The sequence below is a fragment of the Marinobacter sp. AC-23 genome, assembly GCF_001858325.1.
GTDB lineage: Bacteria > Pseudomonadota > Gammaproteobacteria > Pseudomonadales > Oleiphilaceae > Marinobacter.
Genome location: NZ_MBPP01000014.1, coordinates 28,153 through 54,004 on the forward strand (window position 1 = coordinate 28,153; position 25,852 = coordinate 54,004).

The window sequence follows — 25,852 nt, forward strand, 5'->3', positions numbered from 1 at the left end:
TCGGCATAGGGGCTTTGGAGGTTTTAAATGGCAACCGGCCTTGTGATCAGGCAGCTCAGAATTGGCCGTTAAGCCAGACCTAAGCCTGACTCGCTACAAGATCCATCCCCGGCTTGCCATACCAGTAACCATTGCAAGGCGGCGCCTCCACCAACTGTAATGGGTCGGTCACCGGAACCTCTCCGCGACGCACCTGATCAAAACGGCGAACCACCTCATTCATACCTTGGTGCTCTGGGCTCAAGCGCACAGTAGACACGCCCATTTTCTTCATATCGGGCATCTCCCGCATCAGGTCGTAGCGAGAACCAGACAAGGTAGAGGTGCCGTTAAGACGGAACAACTCCCGGGATTCACGGGAGCGCAGCCCCATACCATCCGGATGCTGAATGCAGCGGAACTCGCAGTTGTCCTTGGGTAAGTTATAGTGCCGGGCAGTAAAGCAACGGGACGACCAGGCCAGCGGCAGAAAGCCCCAGGCGAACACCTCCGCAGGCAAATCCAGCCCTTCGGCTTTTAACTCCCCAATTAATTGGCCCAAAGTTTCGCGACCCAGTTCTACCGGTAGGTTCCACCCCTTCAGCCCCTGTTTTGCCAGCAGCTTCAGGGTTGCGCTGTTGTATATGTTCATCGAAGGGCCAGTCACAAACGGCAAGTTATTCTGAGTGGCCAGTTGCAGCGCGCTTTGGTCGTTGGCTTCAACCAGGTACTCCTGCTGGCTGCAGATTCTGCGCAGCGCCCGCAAATCAGCCTCGGATTCGATCAGCGTTTGCGTTGAGAGTACCACTTGTTTACCCGCATCTCTAAGCACGCCCGCAATCTCCAGCCAGTCCGCCAGTTTCAATTCCCGGCGGCGGGAACACACGGTTTCCCCCAAGTACACTGTATCAACCGGCCATTGCGCAGCGTTGGCGTAAAAATCAAACACGGTTTGCTTGGACCAGAACCAGAGAATCGGGCCCAGAGAGAGCTTCATCATGGGTTGTTCAGCCTCATTTCCATTTGCGATGATAGGCGCCGATGGTGGTCAGGCCCCCTTCAGACAAGCCTGCCAGCGTGCTGCTCCAAACAGGATCGACACGGAACGTCCCAGCGCCTGTTTCCAGCCTGTCCAGGGCATGGCGCCAGGTGCGGGCAACATCCGCTATATAGGCGGGGCTACGTTGGCGGCCTTCAATTTTCACCGCGCTGATGCCCAGCTCTTTCAACTCGGGCAACAGGTCTAGCGTGTTCAGGCTAACCGGCTCTTCGATGGCGTGGTACACGCTGCCCTCCACTTCAAAGCGCCCCTTACACAGTGTGGGATAGCCCGCAGATTCGCCTTTGCCATAACGATCAATAAGTACATTGTTAAGGCGGGATTCCAGGCCGCTCGGGGTTTCTTGCCAGCGCACGGCTTTAGCTGGCGAGCAAGCGCCACGGGTATTGGGTGATTCGTCGGTTAGATACGAAGACAGATAACACCGGCCCTCTGCCATGATGCAAAGACTGCCAAAGGCAAATACCTCAAGCTCAACCGGGCTGTGCTTTGCCACCCCACGTACCTGATCTATGGATAGCACCCGAGGCAGCACGGCGCGGCGGATATCAAAGTTGTCCTTATAGAAACGAAGCGCCTCGTAGCTGGTGGCCGACCCCTGAACCGAAAGGTGCCGGTGAACCTGCGGGTGCTTGTTGGCTGCATACTCCAGCAACCCCATATCGGCGAGAATAATGGCGTCCACCCCCAGGGCAGCAGCGCGGTCGACGGCTCCCTTCCAGGTTTCCCAGCCATCTGGCTGTGGGTAGGTATTGATGGCACAGAAGACTCTGGCGCCCTTGCTCTGCGCATACTCAACGCCTTCGGCTGCTCGCTTATCATTAAAGTTAAGGCCGGCGAACTGGCGGGCGTTCGTGCTGTCTTTAAACCCCAAATACACGGCGTCGGCTCCGTTATCCACCGCCGCTTTCAGTGCCGGCAAGCTACCTGCCGGGCAAACAAGTTCCATGGTCTTTCTCCCAATCGAAGTTGCAAAGACCATACGCCGGGGAACGTTTCGAGGCATTGACCTTTATCAGCCGAGCGGTGAATACCCATCCTCGTCGTTTTCAACGATGGCTTAACGCCCACCATTCCCACAAGTTCACATAGTTATTTTGATATAAATGTGCAAGTAACACTTAATGACAAATTGACACAGCAAAACACCGGTCACCTAAGGTATCTCATCATTCTTAACGCAGTCAGCTGCTACACTTTCCGCAATGAATTTAATTTATAATAAGAGAACACCCGATGAAAAATGTCATCAACAACCTTTCCATGCGTGGAAAACTCGCCACGCTCGTGGCACCTGCCTTATTGGTCATAATCTACTTTGCGGTTGAAAGCGTTACGCTTAACTCTTCTGAGCTTGACGACATGCGCGAGTTGCAATCGCTCGTTCAGTTAGCGGATATCGGGGATCCGTTGATCGAGGCATTGCAACTGGAGCGAGGGCGATCTGCTGTGGTGCTTTCCCGTGGCGTAGACCGCGAAGCAGCTCTTCTCGCGGAACAGGCGCTGGTTAATCAGCGTAAACAAACTGACGGGCAGCTCTCCGATTATCGGTCGCTGCTCGCTCGCCTGACACAAAAGAACAGTTTTGACCCTGCAATCATTGCGAGTATCGAGGCTGTTGAAAGTAGCCTGGGCGCGCTCGACGGGCTTCGCAGCGACGCCGACGATCGTTCGATCAGCAGCCTTGATGCCGAAATCACCTATACGCAAATGATCACCGGATTGATCAACCGAATTCCTTTGGTTATTTCAAGCTCAACCGACGCTCAGCTCACTCGCGATATAAACGCTTACTACGCTCTGGCCGAGGCGGCCGAGGCGGCCGGACGGGAGAGCGCAGCAGGAGCTTCACTGATCAACGGCGGAAGCTTTGACCTTCCTGCTGCCCAGAAAATTGCTGAATTCGGGGGCCGTCAGGACGCATTCGTACAGGAAGCTGGCGCTATGTTGAGAGCAGAATCCGAACTGCTTGCGGCTCTGGAAAACTTGCCGACCACAGCCGATAGCCGGGCGCTGCAAGAGAAACGCAACATCCTGTTCCGCAGCCCTTCAGGTCTATACGGCTTGAATGCAGCAGACTGGTTTAACATCACCACCGAGCGGCTAGGCAACCTGAACAGCGTGCGCAAAACACTACTTGATAACGCTTCCGCGTCGGCTACCAATGGCGTCGAAGCGGCCCGCCATGGTTTGTTTATCGCATCCGGGATTGCTGCTGTCGCCATCGTTGTTGCGCTGGCACTTATGCTGATCATGGTTAGTGCCATCAACAGGCAAATCAACAACCTGCTTGACGGAGTGCGGTTTGCCATGGACAACAAGGATCTTACACACCGGATTCGTATCTCCAGTAAAGACGAGGTGGGCACGATCGGGCAAGCCATTAACGACTTGTTCGGCCGGTTTGGCAGCGCGCTTCAACAACTCGACAAGGCGAGCGCACAGCTTGCAGCAGCGACCGAAGAGACCAGCTCAACCGCCGGACAAAATGCTGCTCAAACAAAAAATCAACAGGTGCAAATAAAACAGGTAGCTGCGGCTACTGATGAAATGTCGACCACATCCGAGCAGATCTCCGAGAACACGCTGCAAGTGGCAGACGCAGCCAACAACGTTATGGAACGAAGCCGAGCTGGTGAGAAAGTGCTGCACGACAGCGTCAGCCGAATACGCTCGCTCGCCCACTCGGTAAAAGACGTAAACGATGTTATTGAAGAACTGGAGAACCGCAGCAGCAGTATCGTGGAGATAGTGGATGTGATCCGAAAAGTTGCCGACCAGACCAACCTACTGGCCCTGAATGCAGCTATTGAAGCCGCTCGAGCCGGCGAGCATGGTCGTGGCTTTGCTGTGGTGGCAGACGAGGTTCGGACTTTGGCGCGGCAAACTCATGAGTCTACTACCCAGATCGAAAACATTATCAACGAGTTTCAAGTAATTACCGAAAATGCCAGCCGCTCTATTATCGCCAGCCACAAGCTTGCCAATGAGACCAGCGAGCAATCCTCAGAGCTGGAACAAACGTTTGCCGGCATTCTCAATGATGTTGGCAGCATCTCAGACATGGCCTCCCAGATCGCCACGGCATCTGAGCAACAGGTTGCCGTAACACGCGAGCTGACCGGCAATATGGAGGCCGTTAGCGAGGTAGCCATACTGACCCTTACAGGCTCTGAGGAAATCTCTCACGTCACTGGAGAACAGGCGCGGTTGGCCCGGCAGCTGCAAGACCTGGCCAATGAGTTCAAGGTAGCAGTGGCCTGAACTTACTGGACTGAAATAAAAAAGGGAGCCACATGGCTCCCTTTTTTATTTCAGATCAATCTCACGTCAGACTACATCGCCATCTGACTTACGTGCCTGTACGGCGTCTTTGATCACCGCGCTGCAAATCACTGCCAGTACACCCAGCGTTAGTGCTGGCCAAACCAGAATATAAGTACCATATACGAGTTCACTCATGAACGTGCTCCTTCAGGGATCATCGTGGGTTCGTCCTCATCTGCAGGCTTGTCATAACTGCCAACGCGCTGCGCGATCAGGTCAAAATCAAATCTCTCTTTATTACGTAATGTCATGACGGTGCACACGATGGTGCTAGCGCCGTAGGCTGTCAGGGATGCAGTAAGAACCATGTAGTCCCGCAGGAAGCCCGTGGCATAAACCAGCAAAATCACACCGGAAATCGCCCCAACCGTCAGGCCGACCACGCGGCCAAAGAAACCAAATGCCATCAGGCCGAATACGACGGCGCCACCGACAGAGGCCAATATTTCAAAGAAGAGCACGGTCGCTCCGGTCATTTCCAGCAACTCAAAACGCGCGATGCAGAACAGAGCCATGGCTACAACCACAGACCATGTAAAAGCCGCGTTGGTTACCCTGTCCCAGTAGCAGCTGATAATGACGGGGAATACGATGGCACCCCAGAGTGCGCCAACAAACACCAGCATCACCAGAATATCCAGGGAGAAGCTGGCGAAGATCAGACCAGCCACCGTTGCAACGATCATGGTAATGCGCCCAATCAGCAGCATCTTTCTTGGATCGGGGTTGTTCTTGGCAATGTTTTTGCCATAAACATCTGCCATCACAATGGTCGACAAGGCAGACAGATCCGAATCGGCCGTTGACGACAGCGCACCAATCACCAACACGAAGAACAATCCTACGAATACCGGGGGCAAATACGCCGATACCATTTGAGGAATCAGGTTGTTCATGTTGCCGTTAACAGGCTCTACCCCCACGGTCAGTGCCATCAACCCAATCATGCCAAGGCCGATAACAATGGCGCCATACCCAAGTGTTGCCGTCACAAAGGTCCGCTTGATGTGCTTTTCACGCACCGCAAACAAACGCTGGGAGATGGTTTGATTACCAATAGCATAAGCAAGCACAGCCACAAAAAAAGGTGCGCCCTGGTTCATAATCGCATCTACGGAAAAGAAATCTGCTTGCTGAACCGTCAGATTTTTCAGGCCGTCAACCATCACCGAGGGACCGCCTACAGCAAACAGTACGGCAGGAATGATAACCACGGTGATGGCCATCAGCGCGACAAGCTGAGCAAAGTCTGTAAACACAGAGGCACGAAAGCCTGAAGTAAGCGTGTAACTGAGCACCCCAACCCCGGCAACCATCACACCCGTTTGAAAAGATAACGGCGAAAGCACCGACACCAACGCACCCGCGGCGGTGAAGTTCACCATTAGGCTGATAATACTGCCCAGAATATTGGAACCTGCCAGGATCAGCTGGCTGGAGGAACCATGGCGTGCATGGATAAGCTCACCAAGGGTGTGGCCATTGGGTGCCAGCTTGCGGAAACGCCGGCCAAAGGGGTAAATGAACAAAATCATCAACGCACCCCAAAGACCGTAATGTATTGGCCCAGACACTCCGTAGGTGTAGCCCGATGTAGCAGCCGCGTAAAATGATGCAGCCCATATCCAGGTCGCAGTCATACTGGCTGCGCCCATACCAAAACCTACGTTATGGCCTGCAACCATAAAGCCCGAGGTATCTTCTTCTTTTTTGCGAATCAGCAGAGTGAGCAGATAGGTGCCGCCATAAAAGCCGACCAGCAAAATCATGATTGTCAGTATTGAGAACTGAACAAAGCCGTTTTCGTTCAAACCAAAACCTCTTTACTACAAACAGTGCCAAGCTGAGCAGTAGACGAACACGCACATTCGATTACTTGAGGCACAAGCATTCAAAAAGCCCGCTGGATGCGGAAAATGAAAATCGCGAGAAACACCGTGGGGTGTCGGCAAAAAGCAGAGATACTATTTCGCCAAAGATTGAAGGTCGCTAAAGAAAGCGGAAGTGTATGTACAACCTTGAAATTTGTTTAGTAGTCATTGCAATTACAGCCCCATCGGCCCTGAGTACAGTTGGCAGAGGCTGTTTTTCTCCGGCCGGAAAGGGGACCGCGAAAGATATATTACAAGCACAAAGCCTTTAAATCAGGGCAACTGATCTGAATTTTCTGTAAGGAAGCGCTAGAAGTTACTCCAAAAACAGGCACGAGTCCAGTATTTAGAGGTCATAATAATTTCCCGAGGCATAGAAGGCCCCGGGTTGACGCAAAATGAAAAGAGGTCAGATAATGCGGGAAAATCTCTGGCTCGCGCCTTCTTTACGGTAAAAATCAAAGATCTGGCAGATGGCACGAATCAGCAATCGACCGGCGGGCTCTACCTGCAACACCTGACCATTATCGCCAATCAGTTCATCGGCCATCATCGGCCTTAGGCGGGCAAGTTCATCGGCAAAGTAACTGTCAAAATCCTCCTGCCACTGCGCGGAAAATTGCTGACGGTCCAGACGGAACTGGCAAATGAGCTGCCCGATCACCCAGCGGCGAATACGGTCGTCTCGCGAAAGGTTCACACCTTTGGTGATCGCAAGCTGGCCTGCATCTATAAAGGCCTCCCACGTGGATAGGTCGTGATTGTTCTGAAAATAGGCATCGTCGGTCTGGCCGATGGCAGAGACACCCAAGGAAACCAAATCACAGTCCGAATGGGTGGTGTAGCCCTGGAAGTTTCGGTGCAGCCGCCCGGCCCGCTGAGCTACCGACAAACTATCATCCGGCTTGGCAAAATGATCCATGCCAATGTATTCGTAACCGGCCTCAAGCAGGCGGTTAATTGTGTTGTGCAAGATTGTCAGCTTTTGATGTGGGGATGGCAGTGTATCTGTCTGAATGCGTGTTTGCGGATAAAACCGGTCTGGCAGGTGCGCATAGCTAAATACAGACAGCCTGTCGGGTGACATCTCAAGCACCGCTTCCAAGGTATCCGCAAAACTCTCGGGAGTTTGATGCGGCAAACCGTAAATCAGATCAAGGTTTATTGAGCGGAACCCAAGATGCCGGGCTTCGCTCAATACCGCTTCGGTCATTTCCCGGGGCTGAATGCGGTTAACGGCTTTCTGAACCACCGGGTTTACGTCCTGCACGCCAAGGCTGATCCGGTTGAAGCCGAGTTCCCAAAGTGTGGGCAGTGTGTCTTGATCCACCTCACGGGGGTCAATTTCCACACTGTAATCACGCTCATCTCCGCTTTGCAGATTGAACAGCTCAGCGTAGCCACCCATTAACTCCTGCATGACATCTTTAGGCAAGAAAGTGGGGGTACCGCCGCCCCAGTGCAGCTGCTTTACCGGCCGATCCGCGCCAAACAGCTCAGACTGCATAGCGGCTTCTTTCAGCACGCGCTCCACATAGGGCATCGCCTTATCGCGCTTCTTGGTTATCACCTTGTTGCAGGCGCAGTAATAACAAAGGTGCGCGCAAAACGGCAGGTGGGTGTACAGAGAAAGCGGCCGGCCGCTGGCCTTGCTGCGCGCTGCTGCCTGCACCATCTGTTCCACCGGGTAGTTCTGGTCAAACTCAACAGCGGTTGGGTAAGAGGTGTAGCGCGGCCCACTAAGATCGTAACGCTTGATGAGCGCATCATCCCAGATGAATTCCGGAAGCGTGGATTCAACATTTGGTGCGAGGTTGGAAGCCATAGCAAAAAACTCTGAACGTGTAATGTGAAGGGTAAGCCAAGGTGCAGGGCATTGTATGCCGGCCCCCGGCGCGCACCTTGATGCGGATCATCTTTGCCAATATCTGGATTTTATCAGTTCGATGCCTGAACCACCCTTGAGCACAAGGCGTATTCTGACTACCTCCTTAGGGTAATGGGTTGTATGCCCCCTCAACTCTCTATACTGGCACTTCATTGACCGGTGCCGGGCTGGCTTTGAACGCTACTCAACCGGGCAAAAAGCCTGCTGAAGCAGGTTGAGGTCATTTAAAAAAGCCTCTGCAACTGCTAGTGTCCTATATACTTCATGTCTCGCTGAAAATGGAATGAACGGTCACTATGGACTACCGACCACTTGCACTTGGCGCCCTTGCATTGTTTGTGTTTCAAATATGCTCGGCACAGCCGCCTAAACTGAAGCTCGTCACCTTTGAAGCCCCGCCCTATCAGGAGGTTGGAGCAAGTGGGCACGGGCAGAAAGACATAAGTGGCGAAACCGTGGAAACCGTAACCTGTGCTGCAGAGCAGGCCGGGTGGTCTGTCCACATTTCTCTTGCGCCTCAAAAGCGGGCGGTTCATTCGCTGAAAACGAACAGCGCAGACGGCTATTTTGCAGCAGCCCCGTCCGCCGAGCTGGATGCCATCGCCAGCCGTAGCTATCCGGTTGTTCTTGAAAAGTGGTATTTCTTTACCCCAAGCTCGTTGCCTAAGCCCGGCAAGCACCGGATAGGCGCAGTAGATGGAAGTAACGAAGAGGCCTGGCTGAAGTCAAATGGCTACAACGTTTACCTGAGCGTTACTTCGCCCGGGCAATTGCTAGCGCTGCTAAAACGGAAGCGAATTGACGCAGCGTTAATGGATGAGCGGGTAATGGAGTGGCTAAGCTCCAAAAGCAGACCCTTCATAGAGGGCCTGCACCCACATTTCCTTCGCTACGCCCCGCTGCATTTTTACCTCGCTAAAGCCTTCCAGAAAAAACATCCGGAGTTCTTGCCTGCCTTCAACCGTGCGCTTCCGGCTTGTATGGAAAAAACCATGACACTGACCAGCCGAGAGACAAAACACATTGAAGTTCTGACCAAGCGGTTGCTAACAGAACTAACGGAGTTGCTGGACATACAACAGGCTCTGAGGGCTGGCCTACAACCGGGAACTCTTGCCGAAATACTTACAATCGATAGCAAATGGCGGGCCCTGGCACCAGAGGCCATACTGCCACTGGCATCACACATTCTGGCCCTGCCTGCATCAAAAACTCTGGAGGCTTGGCAGAGGTCTTATCAAGGCCTGGTCACGGAAGTGATGGTAATCAACCATATGGGTGCCATCGCCGCCATGAGCCAGCTTACCTCTGATTTCTGGCAAGGTGACGAGCCGAAGTTTCTCGAGGTGGCCGGAAGCGAGCTGGCTGCAACATCACACATCCGAAAAACACTGTTTATTTCCCCCATTCGTTACGATCAATCAACCGCCCGATTCCAGGTTACCGTAAGCGTGCCGATCTTTTCTGGCGATGGCGAAACGCCAAATGGCGTGATGGCACTGGGCCTGGATATTGAAAAGGCCATGGGCATTTAAGGCGGCCCTACCTCGCAAGCAAGCACCAACGCCCAGAATTCCGCAAAGTCATTCACCACAACATCGGGCTTGTCCGGATGCTTGTGGGTGCCCGGGAATATCCGATTCAGCCAAGGTAAATCCCACTGTGCGCCGTTAAAGAACACGGAAGTCATGCCCGCGCGCTTGGCTGCAATCACATCCGTGGTGCTGTCACCAACATACCAAACGCTGGGATCAGGGGGATAATCCAGCTTCTGCACTGCCAGCAAGAGCTGATCCGGGTGCGGCTTACGCAATGGTGTATCGTCGCCACAGACATCCACATCAAACAGTTCCACCCAACCGGTGTCTTCAACGGCAGCCAGTTCGTGTTCGAAAAACTCCCGGTCGCGATTGGTGATCACACCCACCTGAATATCTAGCCGCCGCAAGCCCTCCAGTACCGCCCGCACCTTTGCCTCAAAGGCTTTTACTGTGCCGTAGTGATTACGGTAGTGATGATTGAACGCCTTGTGTGCAATCTGTTTTGCTTCTTGATCCTCACCGAAGAGCACTTCAAAAATATCCGTGCGCGAGATCTTCCGATCTGCTTTCACCTTGGGGTGAAGCTTGGCAAACTCACGTACGTAGGCCACCAACCTAGCGTCTTCCGGCGTTTTGCTATCTTCAGGCGTGACCATGCGCTGCATCAACCCGAGGGTGTGGAAATCCGGGAACATGTCATCCACCGCGTGATACATGGCATCAAGGGTATCCACCAGCGTTGCGTGCCAATCGAACAGGACGACCTCAGGGCGGATGAGCTTAACCACCGCCGGGTGCCAGTCTGTCTCTATGCGCGGCTCGGGGCGGGCGGGCGAAGGGAAGGGACTGGGACGAACCTCGGCCGGCGCATGCACAAACTTATCTGGCTCGGCTCGTTCCATCAGGGCGAGCAAATCCATTAACTCTTCAAAACTGTCCAGCACTGCAAGCGGCGCGTCGCGATGGGAAAACCAGCTGCGGATACGATCCAGCTCCCAGCAGGCGCCATTATAGAAAATGCCGGCAACATGAGCATTACTGGCAGTGAGCATGTCTATATAGCTGTCGCCCACATACCAGGCGCGCGCATCTGCCGAGAGGTTCAGTTTTTCCAGAACCCTGCTGATTACCTGCGGATCTGGTTTGTATTCTGTAACGTCATCGGCGCATACGGTGGCTTCAAACAAATGCTGCCAACGACCCTCATCAACGGTTTTCAGTTCTTTGTCGAGAAATTCCCGATTTCTGTTGGTGGCAACGGCCAGCCGAATACCCATGGTTTGCAGCGCGCAGAGATACTCATAAGCTCCCGGCTGGAAAGGTCTAACCTGTCCAAAATAACGCCGATACGCCTGATTGTATGCTTGGTGAGCAATCAGCCGGGCTTCTTTGTTATCCCCAAAAATCGCGTTGAAAATGTCGGTTCGCGAAACCCGCCGCTCCGCCAGAATACGCGGATGTAAACGCCGAAAAATACGAATGTAGCGAACCAGCCGCGCATCATCTCCAGTGCGGCACTGCTCCTCAGGCAGAAGCTGATCCACTAACCCAAGCTCTTCCAACTGCGGCAGCATGTCTTCCATGGCGCTGAACATGGCATCGTGGGTGTCCACCAAGGTGCCATGCCAATCGAATATCAGCACCGAGGGTGCCGCCAAGTGCCCACTCAAGCGATCCATAATTCATCCTTCGACGTTTCAGAGGCGTATAAGCTACTCACCAGTTAAAGCCATATTTGTGAAATTCACAAAGCCGCACCTGCCAGGGATAATTTGCCTATTGCTTGACCTTGTATCAGCTATAGGGTTTTTACTGTCGCAAACTTACTTCAATCGTTCAGGGCGCGCTCATGCACAACCACAATCACGGCCAGGGTCACAGCCACGCGGAGCACTTCGATACCCACAACAAAGCGTTTGCCATTGCGGTTATTCTTAACCTGGGATTTGTGGTTATTGAAGCCGTTTACGGCGTGTTGGCAGGCTCTCTCGCTCTGCTAGCCGATGCCGGGCACAATCTGAGCGATGTTCTGGGGCTGGCAATGGCCTGGACTGCAAGCTGGCTTGCGAGCCGCAAAGCCACGGACCGCAATACCTACGGCCTTAAAAAAACCACCATTTTAGCGGCCCTGTTTAACGCGCTGTTTTTAATTGCCGCCGTTGGCGGTATTGCCTGGGAAGCGATTCGCCGGTTCAACGATCCGGCCGACGTGGCGGGGCTAACGGTGATCGTTGTAGCGAGCATAGGTGTGCTGATTAACGGCGTTACCATGCTGCTATTCCTCAAGGGCCAAAAAGGTGACCTGAATATTCGCGGGGCATTTCTGCACATGGCGGCAGATACCATGGTATCGGTAGGCGTGGTAATTGCGGGGCTGATCATTCTGATTACCGATGTCCGCTGGATTGATCCGATGGTCAGCCTGGTCATTGCAGTGGTGATTTTTATCGGCACCTGGCGGCTTCTGAAAGACTCCGTGAGCCTTGCGGTAGACGCAGTGCCCAAGAGTATCAGCCGGGTGAGGTTCTTGAGAAGCTGCAGGCCCTGCCAGGTGTGGAGTCAGCCCATCATCTGCATATCTGGGCCCTAAGCACCACAGAAAATGCCCTGACAGTGCACCTTGTAAAGCCGGATTCCGGAGACGACGACCAGGTGATCGAACAGGCCACCCACATGCTGAACCACGATTTCAATATCCAGCATGTAACCATTCAGTGGGAACGGACCGTGGCCTGTTGCCCCAACGCTTCGGGGTGCTAAGAGCCTGCCAAAGCCTGCGCCAGTTAGGCATTGTCTTCCGTTTCTTCCGGCGCTTTAACCAGGGATGGCAAGATAAGTACCGCACAGCAGGCGTTAACCGCCACATACTCCACCGTAGCCCGGCGCATTGGCCAGCGGCTACTGGCGCCCTTGGACACCAAAACTACCAGATCCGCACCGATATTCGCGGCCAGAGCCACCAACTTTTCACCTGGCGTGCCGGCTATAACGTGCAGACTGGCGCTGTGCTTCATGGGCAGGTATTTGCGGGCCAGCAGGCTCAGGCTTTCCCGCACCTGGCTCTCCCGATCCTCCGGAGTGTCTTCGGTAACGTGGGGAAAGAAGCCAGCACCGCCCGGGTTGAATATCGTAGCCAAGTGCAGCTCGCTATCTTCACCTATTAACCTTACGCTTTCCTCCAGCGCTCGCTTACCCTCGCCATCGTCTTCGTAATCTATGGCTAACAGTATTTTACGGTACATTTTGCCCCTCCTCTTTCTGCACAGCAGTGCCCTCCACCTCTGGAAAAACACGCCCCTGCACAAGTTCGTTCACGGAATAACCTCGATGGTCGGCTCTCAAAGCCCGGAATAGCGACACCGCCATAAAAATAAGCAACACACAGAACGGGAGACCAAGCGAGGTAATGACGTTCTGTAGTGCATCCAGCCCACCGGCCAAAAGCAGGGTTGCAGCAATCACGCCCTGAGCAGCCGCCCAGAAAATCCTCTGCCGCACCAGCGACGGCTGATCCTCCCTGCGCGTGAGCATATCGATCACCAAAGACGCAGAATCCGACGAGGTTGTGAAGAAGATAACGATAATAATGATGCTCAGTAACGAGGACACCTCTGCCAACGGGAGGGCTTGAAGAAAGGCGAAAATGGCCACAGAAGGGTCTTGCTGCACCTGTTCGGCCAGCCCCACCTGCCCGCTCATCTCAACGTTGATGGCGGAGAGCCCAAACACGCCAAACCAAACCAGAGTGAACGCCGTTGGCGCAAACAGCACGCCGGCCACAAACTCTCGAATAGTGCGGCCCCGGGAAATTCGGGCAATAAAAATACCCACATAAGGCGCCCAGGTAATGGTCCAGGCCCAGTAAAACAGTGTCCACTGCCGCTGCCAGTCCGACTCGGTATACGTTTGAGTCCAGAACGCCAGCCAAGGCAAAGCATCAAAATAGTCACCAACGCTCTGCACCATCCCCTCGGCGATGAACACGGTGGGCCCCAGCACCAACACAAACAGAACCAGCAGTAATGCCAGCACAATATTGATCTGGGATAAACGGCGCACGCCCTTGTCCAGCCCCAACGCCACAGATGTGGCCGCGATACTGGTGATCACCGTAATCAAAAGAACCTGAACCCAGCCGGTTGATGGCACTCCAAACAGATAGGTCAGGCCACTGTTCAGCTGCAAGGTGCCAAGCCCAAGGGAGGTGGCCACACCAAACAGCGTACCCAGCACCGCAATCACATCCACAGTCCAGCCCAAAGGCCCGTATATACGATCGCCAAGCAGCGGGTAGAACAAGCTGCTGATACGCATGGGCAGATTGTGCCGGTAGGCAAAGTAGGCAATCGCCAGCCCCGGCATGGCAAATATCGTCCAGGTGTGCAGGCCAAAGTGATACAGGGCTATGGTCATGGCATCACTGGCGGCGCGGTCGCTGCCGGCAATGACACCGTCGAACGGTGGGTTGGCAAAGTGGGACACAGGCTCGGCCACGCCCCAGAACATCAAGATGGTGCCAATGCCCGCAGCAAACAGCATGGTGAACCAGGTGAGGTTGGAATAATCCGGCCGGGAATCATCAGCGCCCAGGCGAATGGTGCCATACCGGCTCACCGCCAGCCCTAGCAGGAACAGCAAAAGCGAGGTAACAGAGAGTATGTAGAACCAACCAAGGTTTTGCGCAACCCAGCCAGTCAGAGCGCCGAAAATATCCGAAACGGCCTGATCAAAAGGTATGGCAAGCGCAACAAACAACGCAGCCACCCCTGCGGATGTAAAAAACACACCCGGTATTGTCTGCAGTCCAAGCAAGCGTTGCAGCCGCTCCAGCAAGATAAGCCTCCCTGTGAAAGTTCACAAATGATAGGGTGATCTTCTACCATAACCAAAATGGCCTCGCCCCGACACGAGCCAAGTCAATAATAATCAGGAAGCGCATATACGATGAAAATTGGTGAGATATCCAAACACTCATCCGTTAACGTGGAAACCATCCGGTACTACGAAAAAATCGGCTTACTGGCTAGCCCGGATAGGGATGCCAGTGGTTACAGGGCCTATCGCACCGCACACCTGGAACGCCTTTTGTTTATCAAGCGCTGCCGTAATCTTGATATGGCGCAGGACGAGATCCGCGAGCTGATCCGGCTTTCCGAAAACCCTGAAGCAGACTGTCACGAAGTGGATGCACTGCTGGCCAACCACCTGAGCCATGTGCGCGACCGTTTACAAGAACTCTCCAACCTCGAAAAAACTCTGCAGCAACTGCAAAAAGCCTGCTCAGATGCAGGCACCGTTCAGGAGTGCGGTATTTTGGGAGGGCTTAGCTCCGAGTTGGAAACTCCACACAATGATCGCGGCGATCACCAGAACCACGTACCGGGAACCCACAGGCCGGGCAAAAGTTAAAAGCACGAAAAACTGCTCGCCTGGTGTTGACTCTGTAGCAGCTACAGGGCTTTCAATACTACCCTACCTATATAGGAGGTGTTTATGGCATGCAGTTGCTCTGGACCTGAACTGAAGTCCCCAGCCCCGGGCTTTCGCCGCGCGCTCTGGATTGCACTGTGGGTAAATCTGGCGATGTTTTTTGTGGAAGGTGTTGCCAGCTTGCAGTCTGGCTCTGTTTCTTTGATGGCAGATGCCATCGACTTCTTTGGCGACAGTGCCAACTACATTCTGTCACTGTCGGTGCTAACCATGGGCATGCTCTGGCGCGGCCGCGCGGCTATGGTCAAAGGCATAACCATGGCCGCATTCGGCACGGTTGTCTGGGTGCGTGCACTTTGGGTAATGCAGCAAGGAACCACCCCGGAACCCTTTACTATGGGTACCGTTGGCCTGCTGGCTCTGATTGCCAACGTGTGTGTCGCGTTTATACTTTTCCGCTTTAGGGACGGCGACTCTGATATGCGCTCGGTATGGCTATGCAGCCGGAATGACGCCATCAGCAATCTGGCTGTCATGGCCGCTGCACTCGGCGTGTTTGGCACCGCCAGCGCCTGGCCTGACCTGGTCGTCGCTGCCATTATGGGCACCTTGGCGATAACCGCCGGAGTCAGCGTGATGCGTCATGCCCGCGCCGATATTGCGGAGGCTGGCCGCCATACTAGAACGCCAGTGAAATCATCACCGGGATAAACACCAACGCAAAGAGCGTGGACAGCATAACCGTACCTGCGGCCTGCCGGGGAGAGGTGTCCAACAACGTTGCGATAACCACGGTGTTGGCTGCAATAGGGGTAATGGAAATCAGAAAGATGGCTTTGTGCACTGCCGGATCGTAAATGCCCAGCACCTGTGAATCCAGCCACCAGAATGCCGTCGCAAGCAGCGGCCAAGCCACAAACTTGCCAAAAAATGCCATGGCGGTAAACCGCAGGTTGCCCACCAACCCCCGAAAACTGCTAATGCTCATGCCAATGATCATCATGCCCAGAATGCTGTAGGCACCGCGCAGATTGTCAAAAAGCGGCATAAACACGTCCGGAATGCCGATGCCTGAAAGGTTGAGCGCTACGGCGGCCAAAAATGCGTAAACCGAGGGCAATTTAGCGACCCGCCATAACGACTCTTTCAGATCATGCCGGCCCCGTGCGGCAAGATAAAACCCCACCGAGCTTTCAAACAGGGTAACGCCCAGCATGCAGACAATATAGATCGCCAGCCCTTCTTCCCCAAACAGCAGCAACGCCACCGGCACCCCAAAATAGCCTGTATTACCCGACCCAACACACAACGGAATAATGCTGGCACTGCCATCCGTGAGCACTCGCCTCGCCAACCGGAACTGCACAATTGCAAGCAGGATGAAAATCCGAACACCAAAAACGGCAGGAAGATCACTTCCGGTGAAAGCGGTGCTGCCATGACACCGGAAAACACCACCGAAGGCGTAACAATGTAGAGCATGATGCCCGCAATGTGTTTGCCGCTGGCCTCCAGATAGCGGCCCGCAAACCAGCCAAGAGCAACCGTGACATAAAGCGGAATCAGTTTGAAAAACAACGCCAGCGCTGCGGCCATGATGGCTCCGGGCATCCGAGTTCGGGAAAAATAAGCCGAGAAGTCTAGCATCTACCACTCCAGAGGTAACTCCCCGGCGCAATAGTGTGATTTCTTCAAATGATTGATAATCGTCAACAGTATCTTTAATACATGTTTATATCCTAGTGCGGCAGTCAAGTATTCCACAACGACCAAGGAGAGAGATCAATGGCCGAACGCTTTACCAAAAGCATGGCCAGAAACATATATCTGGGGGGAAGCACGTTCTTCATCCTGCTGTTTCTGGTTCTGACTTTTGACACCCAATCACGGGCGATGCCCGAACGGGATAACAGGGACAAGCTTACCGAGCAGGTAGTCCGGGGCAAACACGTCTGGGAAAACAACAACTGCGTCGGTTGTCACTCCCTCATGGGGGAAGGTGCCTACTTTGCACCAGAACTCGCCAACGTATTCGACCGCCGCGGTGTTGGTGATAGCGATATTTTCAAGGCGTACATGAACGCCTGGATGAACGCCATGCCCACCAACGTGCCCGGCCGCCGGCAAATGCCGCAATTTAACCTGACCGACCAGGAAATCAACGATCTGTCCTCGTTCCTCGAATGGACATCCAAGATCGACGATAACGGCTGGCCACCCAACATTGAAGGCTAAGGAAGAAAACATGAAATACCAGTCCCAACGGGTCGCCATGCCCTACTTCATCTTTGCCTTGATCCTATTTGCCGGTCAGATCGTGTTCGGCCTGATTCTGGGCATGCAATACGTGGTGGGTGATTTCCTGTTTCCGGAAATACCTTTCAACGTCGCGCGGATGGTTCATACCAACCTGCTGATCGTTTGGCTGCTGTTCGGTTTTATGGGCGCCACTTACTACCTGGTGCCAGAAGAAGCACAAACCGAGCTATACAGCCCGCTGCTTGCCTGGATTCTGTTCTGGGTTTTTGCCGTTGCCGGCACATTGACCATTCTTGGCTATTTGTTTGTGGATTACGCCACCCTGGCGGATATCACCATGAACAAACTGCTGCCCACCATGGGCCGGGAGTTTCTTGAACAGCCCACAATCACCAAAATAGGCATGGCCTTGGTGTTTGCCGGGTTCCTGTTCAATATCATAATGACCGCGCTGAAGGGCCGCAAAACCGTCGTCAACATTGTGCTGATTACCGGCCTAATTGGTTTAACGGTTCTCTGGCTGTTCTCTTTCTATAACCCCAGCAACCTCACTACAGACAAATACTTCTGGTGGTTTGTGGTGCACCTGTGGGTTGAAGGTGTGTGGGAATTGATCATGGGCGCCATTCTGGCCTATGTACTGATCAAGATTACCGGTGTCGATCGGGAAGTTATTGAGAAATGGCTCTACGTTATCATTGCCATGGCACTGATAACCGGCATCATCGGTACCGGGCACCACTTCTTCTGGATCGGCCCTCCGGAGTATTGGTTGTGGCTGGGCTCTGTGTTCTCTGCCCTGGAACCTCTGCCGTTCTTCATGATGGTGCTATTCGCCTTCACCATGATCAACCGGCGCAAGCGCAACCATCCCAACAAGGTCGCCGCACTTTGGGCCATGGGCACCGCTGTCATGGCCTTTCTCGGCGCAGGCGTGTGGGGCTTTTTGCATACGCTGGCACCGATAAACTATTACACCCACGGCACTCAGCTCACCGCCGCTCATGGTCATATGGCGTTCTACGGGGCGTATGTGATGATCGTGCTCACCATCATTTCCTACGCCATGCCTATTATGCGAGGCCGTCCTTACGGCAACAGCAATACGGCCCAGGTTGTGGAAATGTGGGGCTTCTGGCTGATGACCATTTCCATGGTTTTCATCACGCTGTTCCTGACTGGCGCGGGCATCCTGCAAATATGGCTGCAACGTATCCCGGAAAGCGGTGAAGCACTGTCGTTCATGGCCACCCAGGACAACATCGCAATATTCTACTGGGCACGCATGATTGCCGGCTGCTTCTTCATGGCCGGGCTTGTGGTGTACTTCGGCAGCTTCTTTATCAAGGGACAGGCGTCCTTCGACGAGGAAGTCCACAGCGGCCCTGCACTTCAGGACGCATAAACCCACCACCCGTTAACCCTTGGGGCCGGAGCACATTTCCGGCCCTGCCTATCTGGAGCCCAGTGGTGACCGTGCAGCAAACAAACCCCAAGGACACTCTCCAGAGCAAGCGGCTGATCACTCGCGCCGCTTTCTTTGGTTTGTTCCTGCTTGCGCCGGTTCTGAATATTTTTCGCTATGACTTAACGGAAACCCGGTTTGTACTGCTCGGGTTTCCGCTTTCGTTCAACCTGAATCTCGACTGGGTGGTGCAAAGTTCCCCGATGGACGTCGCCAGCCAGGTTTTGCTGTGGTTTATTCTGCCCATTCTGGTGCTTGTTCCCCTTGTATTGTGGGTTGCCTGGAAGTGGGGGCGAATGTATTGCGGCTGGCTATGCCCGCACTTCTCCGTGGTGGAGTCCATCAACACTTGATGACACGCATTACGGGTCGCCCGACACTCTGGGAAGCCCTAAAAAAAGGCCGGCGCGGTAAGACCATACACTGGGCCGGTTTATCTCTGGTGTGCACCTTGATCGGTTTTTCCTGGGCCCTGGCTTTGCTCTCGTACCTACTGCCACCCATTCCGCTATATACGGATTTGATTACGGGCAATTTGGGCTTTTATTCGAGCATTTTTCTGGCCATAGCAACCACGGTTTTCACGCTGGACTTTCTGTTTGCCCGGCACCTTTTCTGCAAATACGGCTGCGCCTTCGGCGTGGTGCAAAGCATTGCCTGGATGACCCATGGCCGTGGGCAGCTCGTCACCTTTGATACCACCCGCGCAGCGGCCTGCCGCGACTGCACAAAAGCCTGCGATGCCGCCTGCCCCATGCGGCTGCCAACCCGCAGTCACAAGCGTGCGAAGTTCTCCTGCACCCAATGTCTGCAATGCGTGAGCGCTTGCCGTGAGGTGCAAAAAGACAACCCACAAGGCAGTCTGCTGCACTGGCAACCCGGCGAACCCAGCCGGCAGACTGTTCTGATTCCCATGCACCAACGTGATAGCGAGTCCGCCAAGCAACGGCTTAACAGCGCTTGAGATGAGAGGAACCTGAAATGGAAGAGTGGGTCGGCTATAAATGGCATGAGTATATTACTCGCCAAGCTCTGGGAGAATTCCCCGAGCACGCCGTTTACCTGAAAGACGAAGCCCGCAGCCTGGGCATTATGTTCCGTGCATTTGGTGGCGACCCGGCACTCAGCCTGGTTACAGCAGAGCCCCGGCACTTTCGCGTGCGTCGCAAGTTTTTGCACAAGATCGCCGGAACCCATCGCAAATTCGAACTTGCCTGGCGGGATGAGCAAAACCTGCGCCTGCCGGAAAGAGTCGCTCGTTTCCCTTCCAAACAGCTGAACCGGGAGCTCTATACCTGGCTGGCAGCACTTGCGGCTTCCCCGGTTCCGCCCGATAGCGACTGGTTTACTGGCAACCAGACTCTTGTGCAGAATGTTCTCGGGCGCTGGCCAGGGCTGGAAAAGGTTTACCAGCGCCTGGTTAAGCAAGTTTTGCACTGGCGCCCGGAGCCTGAAAGCCTTTCGCCCGAAGAAGCCATCCGCGAACAGGCAATCCGGCAGGCTCTTGTTCATCCGGGCAGTGTTCGTACCCTACCCGCTGCGGGCACCGATCCCTGGCCGGTTATTCTTTGGCTGTACCCCGCACTGGAGCAAGGAAAGACAAGCAAGCAGGCAACCGGCGACGATGACACCCAATCCAGTCCCGGTGGCCTGACCAAAAAGAACAAACGCCGACAGGCCGAGCGAGTGGACGCCTTCGACCGCGATCAAGGGCTGATGATCTTTCGCTTGGAAAGCCTGTTTTCATGGACAGACTTCATCCCGGTTGACCGGGCGGGCGACGACACAGACGAAGAAGATGCCGAAGCAGTTGCGGATGACATGGATATGATCTCCGTATCCAACGACCGCAAAGAGACCTCATCGGCCATCAAGTTTGATCTCGACTTGCCCTCAGAAGAGCACGACGACCTGCGCCTTGGCCCTGGCATTCACTTGCCCGAGTGGGACTGGCGCAGCCAAAGCTATCGCGATGCCTTCTGCTGCCTGCAGCCCATGTTGGCAAAGGACGCTGCGCCTGCGGAGCTACCGGAAGCTCTACGCCGACCTGCAAAACGCCTGCAACGCCAGTTCAGTGCGCTGAAGCCGCTCAAGCAATGGCAAAGACGACAGCTGGATGGCGACGAACTGGATCTCGACGCATGTCTGGAACGGGAGGTACAGAACCGCCGAGGCCAAGGCGCAATCGATCAGAAGCTATTCCGTCGCTGCCAACAGAGCCAGCGCGACCTTGCGTGCCTGGTATTGGCGGATGTGTCGCTCTCAACCGAGACCTATATCAACAACCACCAGCGGGTCATAGACGTTGCTCGAGATGGCCTGCAACTCCTCAGCGAAGCCCTGCAGGCCAGCCGCGACCCCTTCGCGTTGTATGCGTTTTCATCCCGACGGCGCGACCACGTGCGGTTCCATCACCTGAAAGGCTTTGATGAACCCTATACCAGCACCATTCGGGGTCGCATCCAGGCACTGGAACCGGGTTTCTATACTCGTATGGGCGCCGCCATTCGACAAGCCACCAAACTGCTGGAAGCGCGCCATGAGCACCAAAAGATCCTGTTGCTGCTTACCGACGGAAAGCCCAACGACCTGGACATCTACGAAGGCCGATATGGTGTGGAAGACACGCGCATGGCCGTGCAAGAAGCCCACAAAGCTGGTCTTACCCCGTTTTGCGTGACCATTGATGACGAGGCCAGCGAGTATCTGCCCTATGTATTTGGCAGCAACAACTATGTGGTTATCCGCGACCCGGCACAGCTGCCATTACAGTTGCCCAAACTCTACCTGAACCTGACACAGTGATATGACCGACCTGACGCTCGAAACAGAACCCCGTTCACATCAACTTCCCGGCGACATAGCCGTATGGATCTTCATTTTCGCCGAATTGGCGGTGTTCGGTATCATGCTTATCGGCTTTGCCGTGGCCCGCAGCCTGGACCCGGGCACGTTCCACGCCGGCCGCGAGGCCCTGCATCCCCTGATCGGGTTATTGAATACCGTTGCCCTGATTACCGCCAGCTATCTGGTGGCAACCGCTGTTCACCAGTTCCGGCATCGCTGCCCAGGCGTGCAGTGGCGACTCTGGTTTGCGGTGGCCATTTCCTGTGTTTACACCGTTGGCAAACTCTGGGAATACGTAAACCTGTACAGCGAAGGCTATAACCTGGGTACCAGTACCTTCTTCATGTTCTATTTCTTTCTCACCTTCTTTCACTTCATGCACGTGATTCTGGGGCAGGTCATCCTGATTGTCCTTGCTGTAAAAGTCCGCAACGGCGACTACGACGGCTCGGATATGAACGGTATGGAATCCGGGGCTTCTTATTGGCACATGGTGGATTTGGTGTGGCTGGTGCTGTTTCCGATAATTTACGTACTGGCCTAGGGAGGGCTAGCGATGCTAACGGTTTATTTTGTGTTAATGATTTGCACGGCTCTGCCAGTTATTGCCCTTAAAGCCGGAATAGGCCCGGAGTTTCTGGCGTGGCTGGTTTTTGGAATGGTGATTGTGAAGGGCTTACTCTTGGTGGATCATTTTATGGAGATGAAGCATGCACCACGCGCATGGCGCTTACTTGCCCACACGTGGGCGCCGGTGGTGATCATTGCCGTTGCAGGGTTTCATACAATTACGTGAGGAGGGCTGGCTCCAATAGGCCCGCCCGGCACAAAACCGGGCGGCTGATAAGCTTGAAACGCCAGACATCTACCCGCCTTATGACTTATCCATATCATCTTTCATCATAGTATCTTCTTTCATGTCGTCATCTTTCTTCATGTCGTCATGCATCATGTCATCATCTTTCTTCATGTCATTGTGCATCATGCCGTCGTCTTTCTTCATGTCGTCATGCATCATGCCGTCATCTTTCTTCATGTCGTCATGTTTCATGCCATCATCTTTCATCATGCTATCTTTCTTCACGTCACCGTGATTCGTGTTGCCACTTTTGCCCATCTCGTCAGCATGAGCCAAGCCTACCCCCATCCCAGCAACAGTAATCGCAGTGGCAAAAAACATTCGAGTCAGCGTCTTCATAAACCTCTCCCGGTACTTTTTTATTGGCCTGAGGCATCTGCCCCAGGCTCTGAAACCCATCATGAACGCACAGGCTCACGGAGGCTTAACGCACCGTTAAAGAATTTATCGCGAAAAGGTCACGAAACGATCACAGAAATTGCAGGGTATTCAGCGGAACAAACAGGCTGAGTCAGAGCCACTTGGCGGGGAAGTAAGGCATCTTTTCAGACATAGCCTGAGCCAGAGAAACCATTCCCCATAAAACAAACCCCGTATGCAGCGCAATGGCCCAGACCAGGGCAAACGTCCAGAAATGCCCCATGTCCCCGAAGAATACCCAGCCAATGGCAACACCTGAGCTGATCAGGGTAAAACCAATTAGCGACATAATCATGGCAGCATGGGCGTGGGCCCTGCGCAGTTCGTTTGCGCCTGAACTACTGAAAAACAACCATAGCAATACCGCAAAACCGATAACCGGCATCGCCAGCAAGTTCAACAAATACCAAATAACCGGAATAACCGCCCCGCTAGCGGGGGTCTTCCGGGCGCCCGAATACTGCATATACCACCTCCATGAGTGAACTGACTGTTGCTTCGTCGTCTGACAACGGCTCGATCATGCCCGCGCGACAAGCAACCGCCATTGGCAAGCCAGAACGAATTAACAAAGCCGTGTGTATCAGTAGCCGCGTTGATGCCGCTTCTTCCAAATCATGGTCTTTCAAGTTGCGCAAGGCAGTCGCAAGGCTTACGAGCTGTTGCGCAAGATCGCGATCGCATCCGGATTCTTCCACCACAATGGTTTGTTCCGCCTCTTCAGAGGGGTAATCAAACCGCAGCGATACGAAGCGTTGGCGTGTGCTCGGTTTCATGCCTTTCAGTAAGCTTTGGTAGCCCGGGTTATAGGAGACAACCAACATAAAACCTGGCGCGGCGGTCAGCAGTTCGCCCGTGCGCTCTATGGGCAGCTCTCGCCTGTCGTCCGCCAGCGGGTGCAACACAACGGTAGTGTCTTTACGCGCCTCCACCACTTCGTCCAGGTAGCAAATACCGCCTTCACGAACGGCGCGGGTTAACGGGCCATCCTGCCAGTAAGTGCCTTCCGGCCCAATCAAGTGTCGCCCTACAAGGTCGGCGGCGGTTAGATCATCGTGGCAGGCCACGGTGTAAATCGGCCGGTTCAGCTGTTCCGCCATATAACGGACAAACCGGGTTTTTCCGCAGCCTGTAGGGCCTTTGATCAGAACCGGCAGGCCGTTGTCGGCTGCGGCCTGGAAGAGTTCAATTTCATTACCAACTGGCTGGTAAAACGTCATTCGCTGAGATCCTCGATCTGCACATGCTGGACAGCATTAAAATACATACTATATATTGGTTAAAAATGCAGGCCTTCACAAGAACCCTTTGGGCATACTCATCATTTGGTAGATGCCCCACTAAACTAGTGAAACCCCCTAATGATTTAAGTCATCTCAGCGAGTATTTTCTGTTACCATTACCAACACATTGTTCTTAACAGCATAAACGCCATGACCCGCACCTTCACACCCAACGTGTCCTCCTCTCCCTGCATGCTGGGAGACGAAAACCCGGACATAATCCAGCAAGATTCAGCGCCACAGTCAGTGGCACTGATCAATGGGCTAAGCCGCGTATTCGGCATAAGGCTGAACGACAAGCAGGACACCCCTGACACCCGGTTTTTAAACGACCTCACGCGACTGTTTCGCCAGCAAAGAGTCGATGTTGAAACTCAGATGGAAAAGCACGACACCCCCTGGGCCAACGTTTACCTGATTCAGTACGGCATTATGCGCCTGTTTCGGGAAGCACCCAGCGGTAAGGTTGCGGTGCATCACTTCTTTACGGAAGGCGATATGGTCTGGCCGGTTTTTGGCCGCAGCCGCACGGTACGCAATACACTTTGTCTCACCACCGTCACACCCGCCACCGTTTGGGTTGCTGATTTTGCTGCGTTCCGAGCTGCCATTCAATCCCATGGCGAAGGCCTCTGGCCCCAGTTTGCAATGGCCCTGACCGAAGAGCTGGCGGAGCTGACCAGCATGCGGGAATTCCGCAAGCACACCATGTCGGCAAAAGAGCGTTATCAGCTGCTGCTTGAAGAGTACCCAGAACTGGTAAAGCGTGTGCCGGATAACCAGCTTGCCTCATGGCTGGGCGTAGTACCTGCAACATTCTCTCGGCTCAAAACCGGGGCGATAAAGTACTGACGAGCAGATCACACAATCGCCACCTCCAGTTATTGCGTACAGGTGTACGCTGAAGTACCGTGTTGCGATGATAAACATGGACTCTTCCCCAATGACCACATCGCAACCGCCCTCCCAGCCTGCTCACCAGCGAATAGAGGAATGGCTGAATAGCGCCACCCACGGCATAGGCGCATTACTTAGCGTAATCGGCACCATCGCTCTGATCGTTGGCGCCACACAGTTGCAAGACCCCTGGAAAATCATCAGTTTTAGCATATTTGGCGCCTCTCTGATCCTGCTGTACATGGCTTCTGCTCTGTATCACAGCGCACGTCGGCCCGGACTGAAAAAAGCCTTCAAAACCCTGGATCACTGCGCCATTTTTCTGCTGATTGCGGGCACCTACACACCATTCCTGTTGGTGAATATGCGCGGGACCGTTGGCTGGACACTGTTTGCCATAATCTGGTCACTGGCCATTACCGGCGTGGTGCTGAAGGTCATCTTTGCCAATCGTTTCAAGCTGGCACGGGTGGGGATCTACATCGCCATGGGCTGGCTGATTGCGTTTGCCTCCTCAGACCTGGCGGCCAATCTAAGTGAAACCGCGCTGACCCTCACGGTTGCGGGGGGCATCGTTTACACCGTAGGCGTTGCCTTTTACCTGGCCGACCGGATTCCCTATACACACGCTATCTGGCACCTGTTCGTAATCGGCGGCAGTGCCTGTCACTTCAGTGCTATTTACTTTGGTGTGCTGCCTTACGTTGCATGAATGCAGACGGTTAT

At 54.1% G+C, this 25,852-nt stretch carries 24 protein-coding genes and 2 pseudogenes; 14 read left to right on the plus strand and 12 right to left on the minus strand.

The features are described 5' to 3' along the window. Positions 1-79 precede the first annotated feature (79 nt). Together BCA33_RS06020 and BCA33_RS06025 are read right to left on the minus strand one after the other, a co-directional pair. A complete protein-coding gene (locus BCA33_RS06020; protein ID WP_071264216.1) occupies positions 80-979 on the minus strand; it encodes a U32 family peptidase in 900 nt (299 codons plus the stop codon). 13 nt (positions 980-992) lie between these two features. Next, entirely contained in the window at positions 993-1,988 is a 996-nt protein-coding gene (locus BCA33_RS06025) for a peptidase U32 family protein (protein WP_071264218.1), read from the minus strand. A gap of 287 nt (positions 1,989-2,275) precedes the next feature. Between BCA33_RS06025 and BCA33_RS06030 the strand changes: the two genes are divergently transcribed. Beyond that, entirely contained in the window at positions 2,276-4,303 is a 2,028-nt protein-coding gene (locus BCA33_RS06030; protein ID WP_071264220.1) for a methyl-accepting chemotaxis protein, read from the plus strand. Positions 4,304-4,369: 66 nt separating this feature from the next. On the opposite strand, the gene BCA33_RS20705 is transcribed toward BCA33_RS06030, so the two are convergent. From BCA33_RS20705 to hemN, 3 genes are all read right to left on the minus strand, one after another. Continuing rightward, positions 4,370-4,501 carry a putative transporter small subunit gene (locus BCA33_RS20705; RefSeq protein ID WP_217632619.1) on the minus strand — a complete coding sequence of 44 codons (132 nt, stop codon included), beginning with the start codon at positions 4,499-4,501 and terminating at the stop codon, positions 4,370-4,372. Then, positions 4,498-6,177 (minus strand): sodium:solute symporter family protein, encoded by a 1,680-nt coding sequence (locus tag BCA33_RS06035; RefSeq protein WP_217632620.1) that lies wholly within the window; start codon positions 6,175-6,177, stop codon positions 4,498-4,500. Before BCA33_RS06035 ends, BCA33_RS20705 begins: the two co-directional genes overlap by 4 nt. A gap of 469 nt (positions 6,178-6,646) precedes the next feature. Further along, positions 6,647-8,062, minus strand: a complete 1,416-nt coding sequence (gene hemN, locus BCA33_RS06040) for an oxygen-independent coproporphyrinogen III oxidase (protein ID WP_071264222.1) — start codon at positions 8,060-8,062, stop codon at positions 6,647-6,649. Positions 8,063-8,421: 359 nt separating this feature from the next. Between hemN and BCA33_RS06045 the strand changes: the two genes are divergently transcribed. Beyond that, the gene (locus BCA33_RS06045; protein WP_071264224.1) at positions 8,422-9,660 is read left to right on the plus strand and encodes a transporter substrate-binding domain-containing protein; all 1,239 of its coding nucleotides are present in this window, start codon (positions 8,422-8,424) and stop codon (positions 9,658-9,660) included. Here the strand turns inward: BCA33_RS06045 and BCA33_RS06050 are convergent. Continuing rightward, positions 9,657-11,345 (minus strand): HAD family hydrolase, encoded by a 1,689-nt coding sequence (locus BCA33_RS06050; protein WP_071264226.1) that lies wholly within the window; start codon positions 11,343-11,345, stop codon positions 9,657-9,659. The two genes, BCA33_RS06045 and BCA33_RS06050, sit on opposite strands and share 4 nt — an antisense overlap. A gap of 170 nt (positions 11,346-11,515) precedes the next feature. Between BCA33_RS06050 and BCA33_RS06055 the strand changes: the two are divergent. Continuing rightward, positions 11,516-12,426: pseudogene (locus BCA33_RS06055) on the plus strand (cation diffusion facilitator family transporter). Positions 12,427-12,449: 23 nt separating this feature from the next. Here the strand turns inward: BCA33_RS06055 and BCA33_RS06060 are convergent. Together BCA33_RS06060 and BCA33_RS06065 are read right to left on the minus strand one after the other, a co-directional pair. Further along, entirely contained in the window at positions 12,450-12,908 is a 459-nt protein-coding gene (locus tag BCA33_RS06060) for a universal stress protein (protein ID WP_071264228.1), read from the minus strand. Then, entirely contained in the window at positions 12,898-14,499 is a 1,602-nt protein-coding gene (locus BCA33_RS06065) for a BCCT family transporter (protein ID WP_071264230.1), read from the minus strand. The genes BCA33_RS06060 and BCA33_RS06065 overlap by 11 nt, the downstream gene beginning before the upstream one ends. 111 nt (positions 14,500-14,610) lie before the next feature. On the opposite strand from BCA33_RS06065, the gene cadR reads away from it, so the two are divergent. Then, entirely contained in the window at positions 14,611-15,075 is a 465-nt protein-coding gene (gene cadR, locus BCA33_RS06070; protein ID WP_071264232.1) for a Cd(II)/Pb(II)-responsive transcriptional regulator, read from the plus strand. Between the two features lie 84 nt (positions 15,076-15,159). Continuing rightward, complete coding sequence (locus tag BCA33_RS06075) at positions 15,160-15,807, plus strand: cation diffusion facilitator family transporter (protein ID WP_071264234.1); 648 nt, start codon at positions 15,160-15,162, stop codon at positions 15,805-15,807. On the opposite strand, the pseudogene BCA33_RS06080 reads toward BCA33_RS06075, so the two are convergent. Further along, a pseudogene (locus BCA33_RS06080) lies at positions 15,776-16,692 on the minus strand (AEC family transporter). The gene BCA33_RS06075 and the pseudogene BCA33_RS06080 overlap by 32 nt on opposite strands. Positions 16,693-16,881: 189 nt before the next feature. On the opposite strand from BCA33_RS06080, the gene BCA33_RS06085 reads away from it, so the two are divergent. From BCA33_RS06085 to BCA33_RS06110, 7 genes are all read left to right on the plus strand, one after another. Beyond that, the gene (locus BCA33_RS06085; protein WP_071264236.1) at positions 16,882-17,331 is read left to right on the plus strand and encodes a cytochrome c; all 450 of its coding nucleotides are present in this window, start codon (positions 16,882-16,884) and stop codon (positions 17,329-17,331) included. Positions 17,332-17,341: 10 nt separating this feature from the next. Beyond that, on the plus strand, positions 17,342-18,760 hold the full coding sequence (locus BCA33_RS06090) for a cbb3-type cytochrome c oxidase subunit I (protein WP_071264238.1): 1,419 nt from the start codon (positions 17,342-17,344) through the stop codon (positions 18,758-18,760). Between the two features lie 65 nt (positions 18,761-18,825). Next, positions 18,826-19,173: a 4Fe-4S binding protein gene (locus BCA33_RS21445; RefSeq protein WP_254774220.1), complete on the plus strand. Its 348-nt coding sequence runs from the start codon at positions 18,826-18,828 to the stop codon at positions 19,171-19,173. Continuing rightward, complete coding sequence (locus BCA33_RS21450) at positions 19,173-19,784, plus strand: hypothetical protein (protein ID WP_254774221.1); 612 nt, start codon at positions 19,173-19,175, stop codon at positions 19,782-19,784. The genes BCA33_RS21445 and BCA33_RS21450 overlap by 1 nt, the downstream gene beginning before the upstream one ends. A 17-nt stretch (positions 19,785-19,801) precedes the next feature. After that, positions 19,802-21,625, plus strand: a complete 1,824-nt coding sequence (locus BCA33_RS06100) for a nitric oxide reductase activation protein NorD (protein ID WP_071264240.1) — start codon at positions 19,802-19,804, stop codon at positions 21,623-21,625. Between the two features lies 1 nt (position 21,626). Then, on the plus strand, positions 21,627-22,211 hold the full coding sequence (locus BCA33_RS06105; protein ID WP_071264242.1) for a cytochrome c oxidase subunit 3: 585 nt from the start codon (positions 21,627-21,629) through the stop codon (positions 22,209-22,211). Between the two features lie 12 nt (positions 22,212-22,223). Further along, complete coding sequence (locus BCA33_RS06110) at positions 22,224-22,463, plus strand: cytochrome C oxidase subunit IV family protein (protein WP_071264244.1); 240 nt, start codon at positions 22,224-22,226, stop codon at positions 22,461-22,463. A gap of 78 nt (positions 22,464-22,541) precedes the next feature. Here BCA33_RS06110 and BCA33_RS20455 read toward each other — a convergent pair whose 3' ends face one another. The 3 genes from BCA33_RS20455 to BCA33_RS06125 all read right to left on the minus strand — a co-directional run bounded on the left by BCA33_RS20455 (position 22,542) and on the right by BCA33_RS06125 (position 24,166). Continuing rightward, a complete protein-coding gene (locus BCA33_RS20455; RefSeq protein ID WP_071264246.1) occupies positions 22,542-22,865 on the minus strand; it encodes a hypothetical protein in 324 nt (107 codons plus the stop codon). 172 nt (positions 22,866-23,037) lie between these two features. Further along, positions 23,038-23,412, minus strand: coding sequence for a hypothetical protein (locus BCA33_RS06120; RefSeq protein WP_071264248.1), 375 nt, complete (start codon positions 23,410-23,412; stop codon positions 23,038-23,040). Continuing rightward, positions 23,378-24,166, minus strand: a complete 789-nt coding sequence (locus BCA33_RS06125; RefSeq protein WP_071264249.1) for a CbbQ/NirQ/NorQ/GpvN family protein — start codon at positions 24,164-24,166, stop codon at positions 23,378-23,380. Before BCA33_RS06125 ends, BCA33_RS06120 begins: the two co-directional genes overlap by 35 nt. Before the next feature lie 213 nt (positions 24,167-24,379). Between BCA33_RS06125 and BCA33_RS06130 the strand changes: the two genes are divergently transcribed. Together BCA33_RS06130 and BCA33_RS06135 are read left to right on the plus strand one after the other, a co-directional pair. Continuing rightward, positions 24,380-25,081 carry a Crp/Fnr family transcriptional regulator gene (locus BCA33_RS06130; RefSeq protein ID WP_071264251.1) on the plus strand — a complete coding sequence of 234 codons (702 nt, stop codon included), beginning with the start codon at positions 24,380-24,382 and terminating at the stop codon, positions 25,079-25,081. 91 nt (positions 25,082-25,172) lie between these two features. Beyond that, a complete protein-coding gene (locus BCA33_RS06135; protein WP_071264253.1) occupies positions 25,173-25,838 on the plus strand; it encodes a hemolysin III family protein in 666 nt (221 codons plus the stop codon). Positions 25,839-25,852 lie beyond the last annotated feature (14 nt).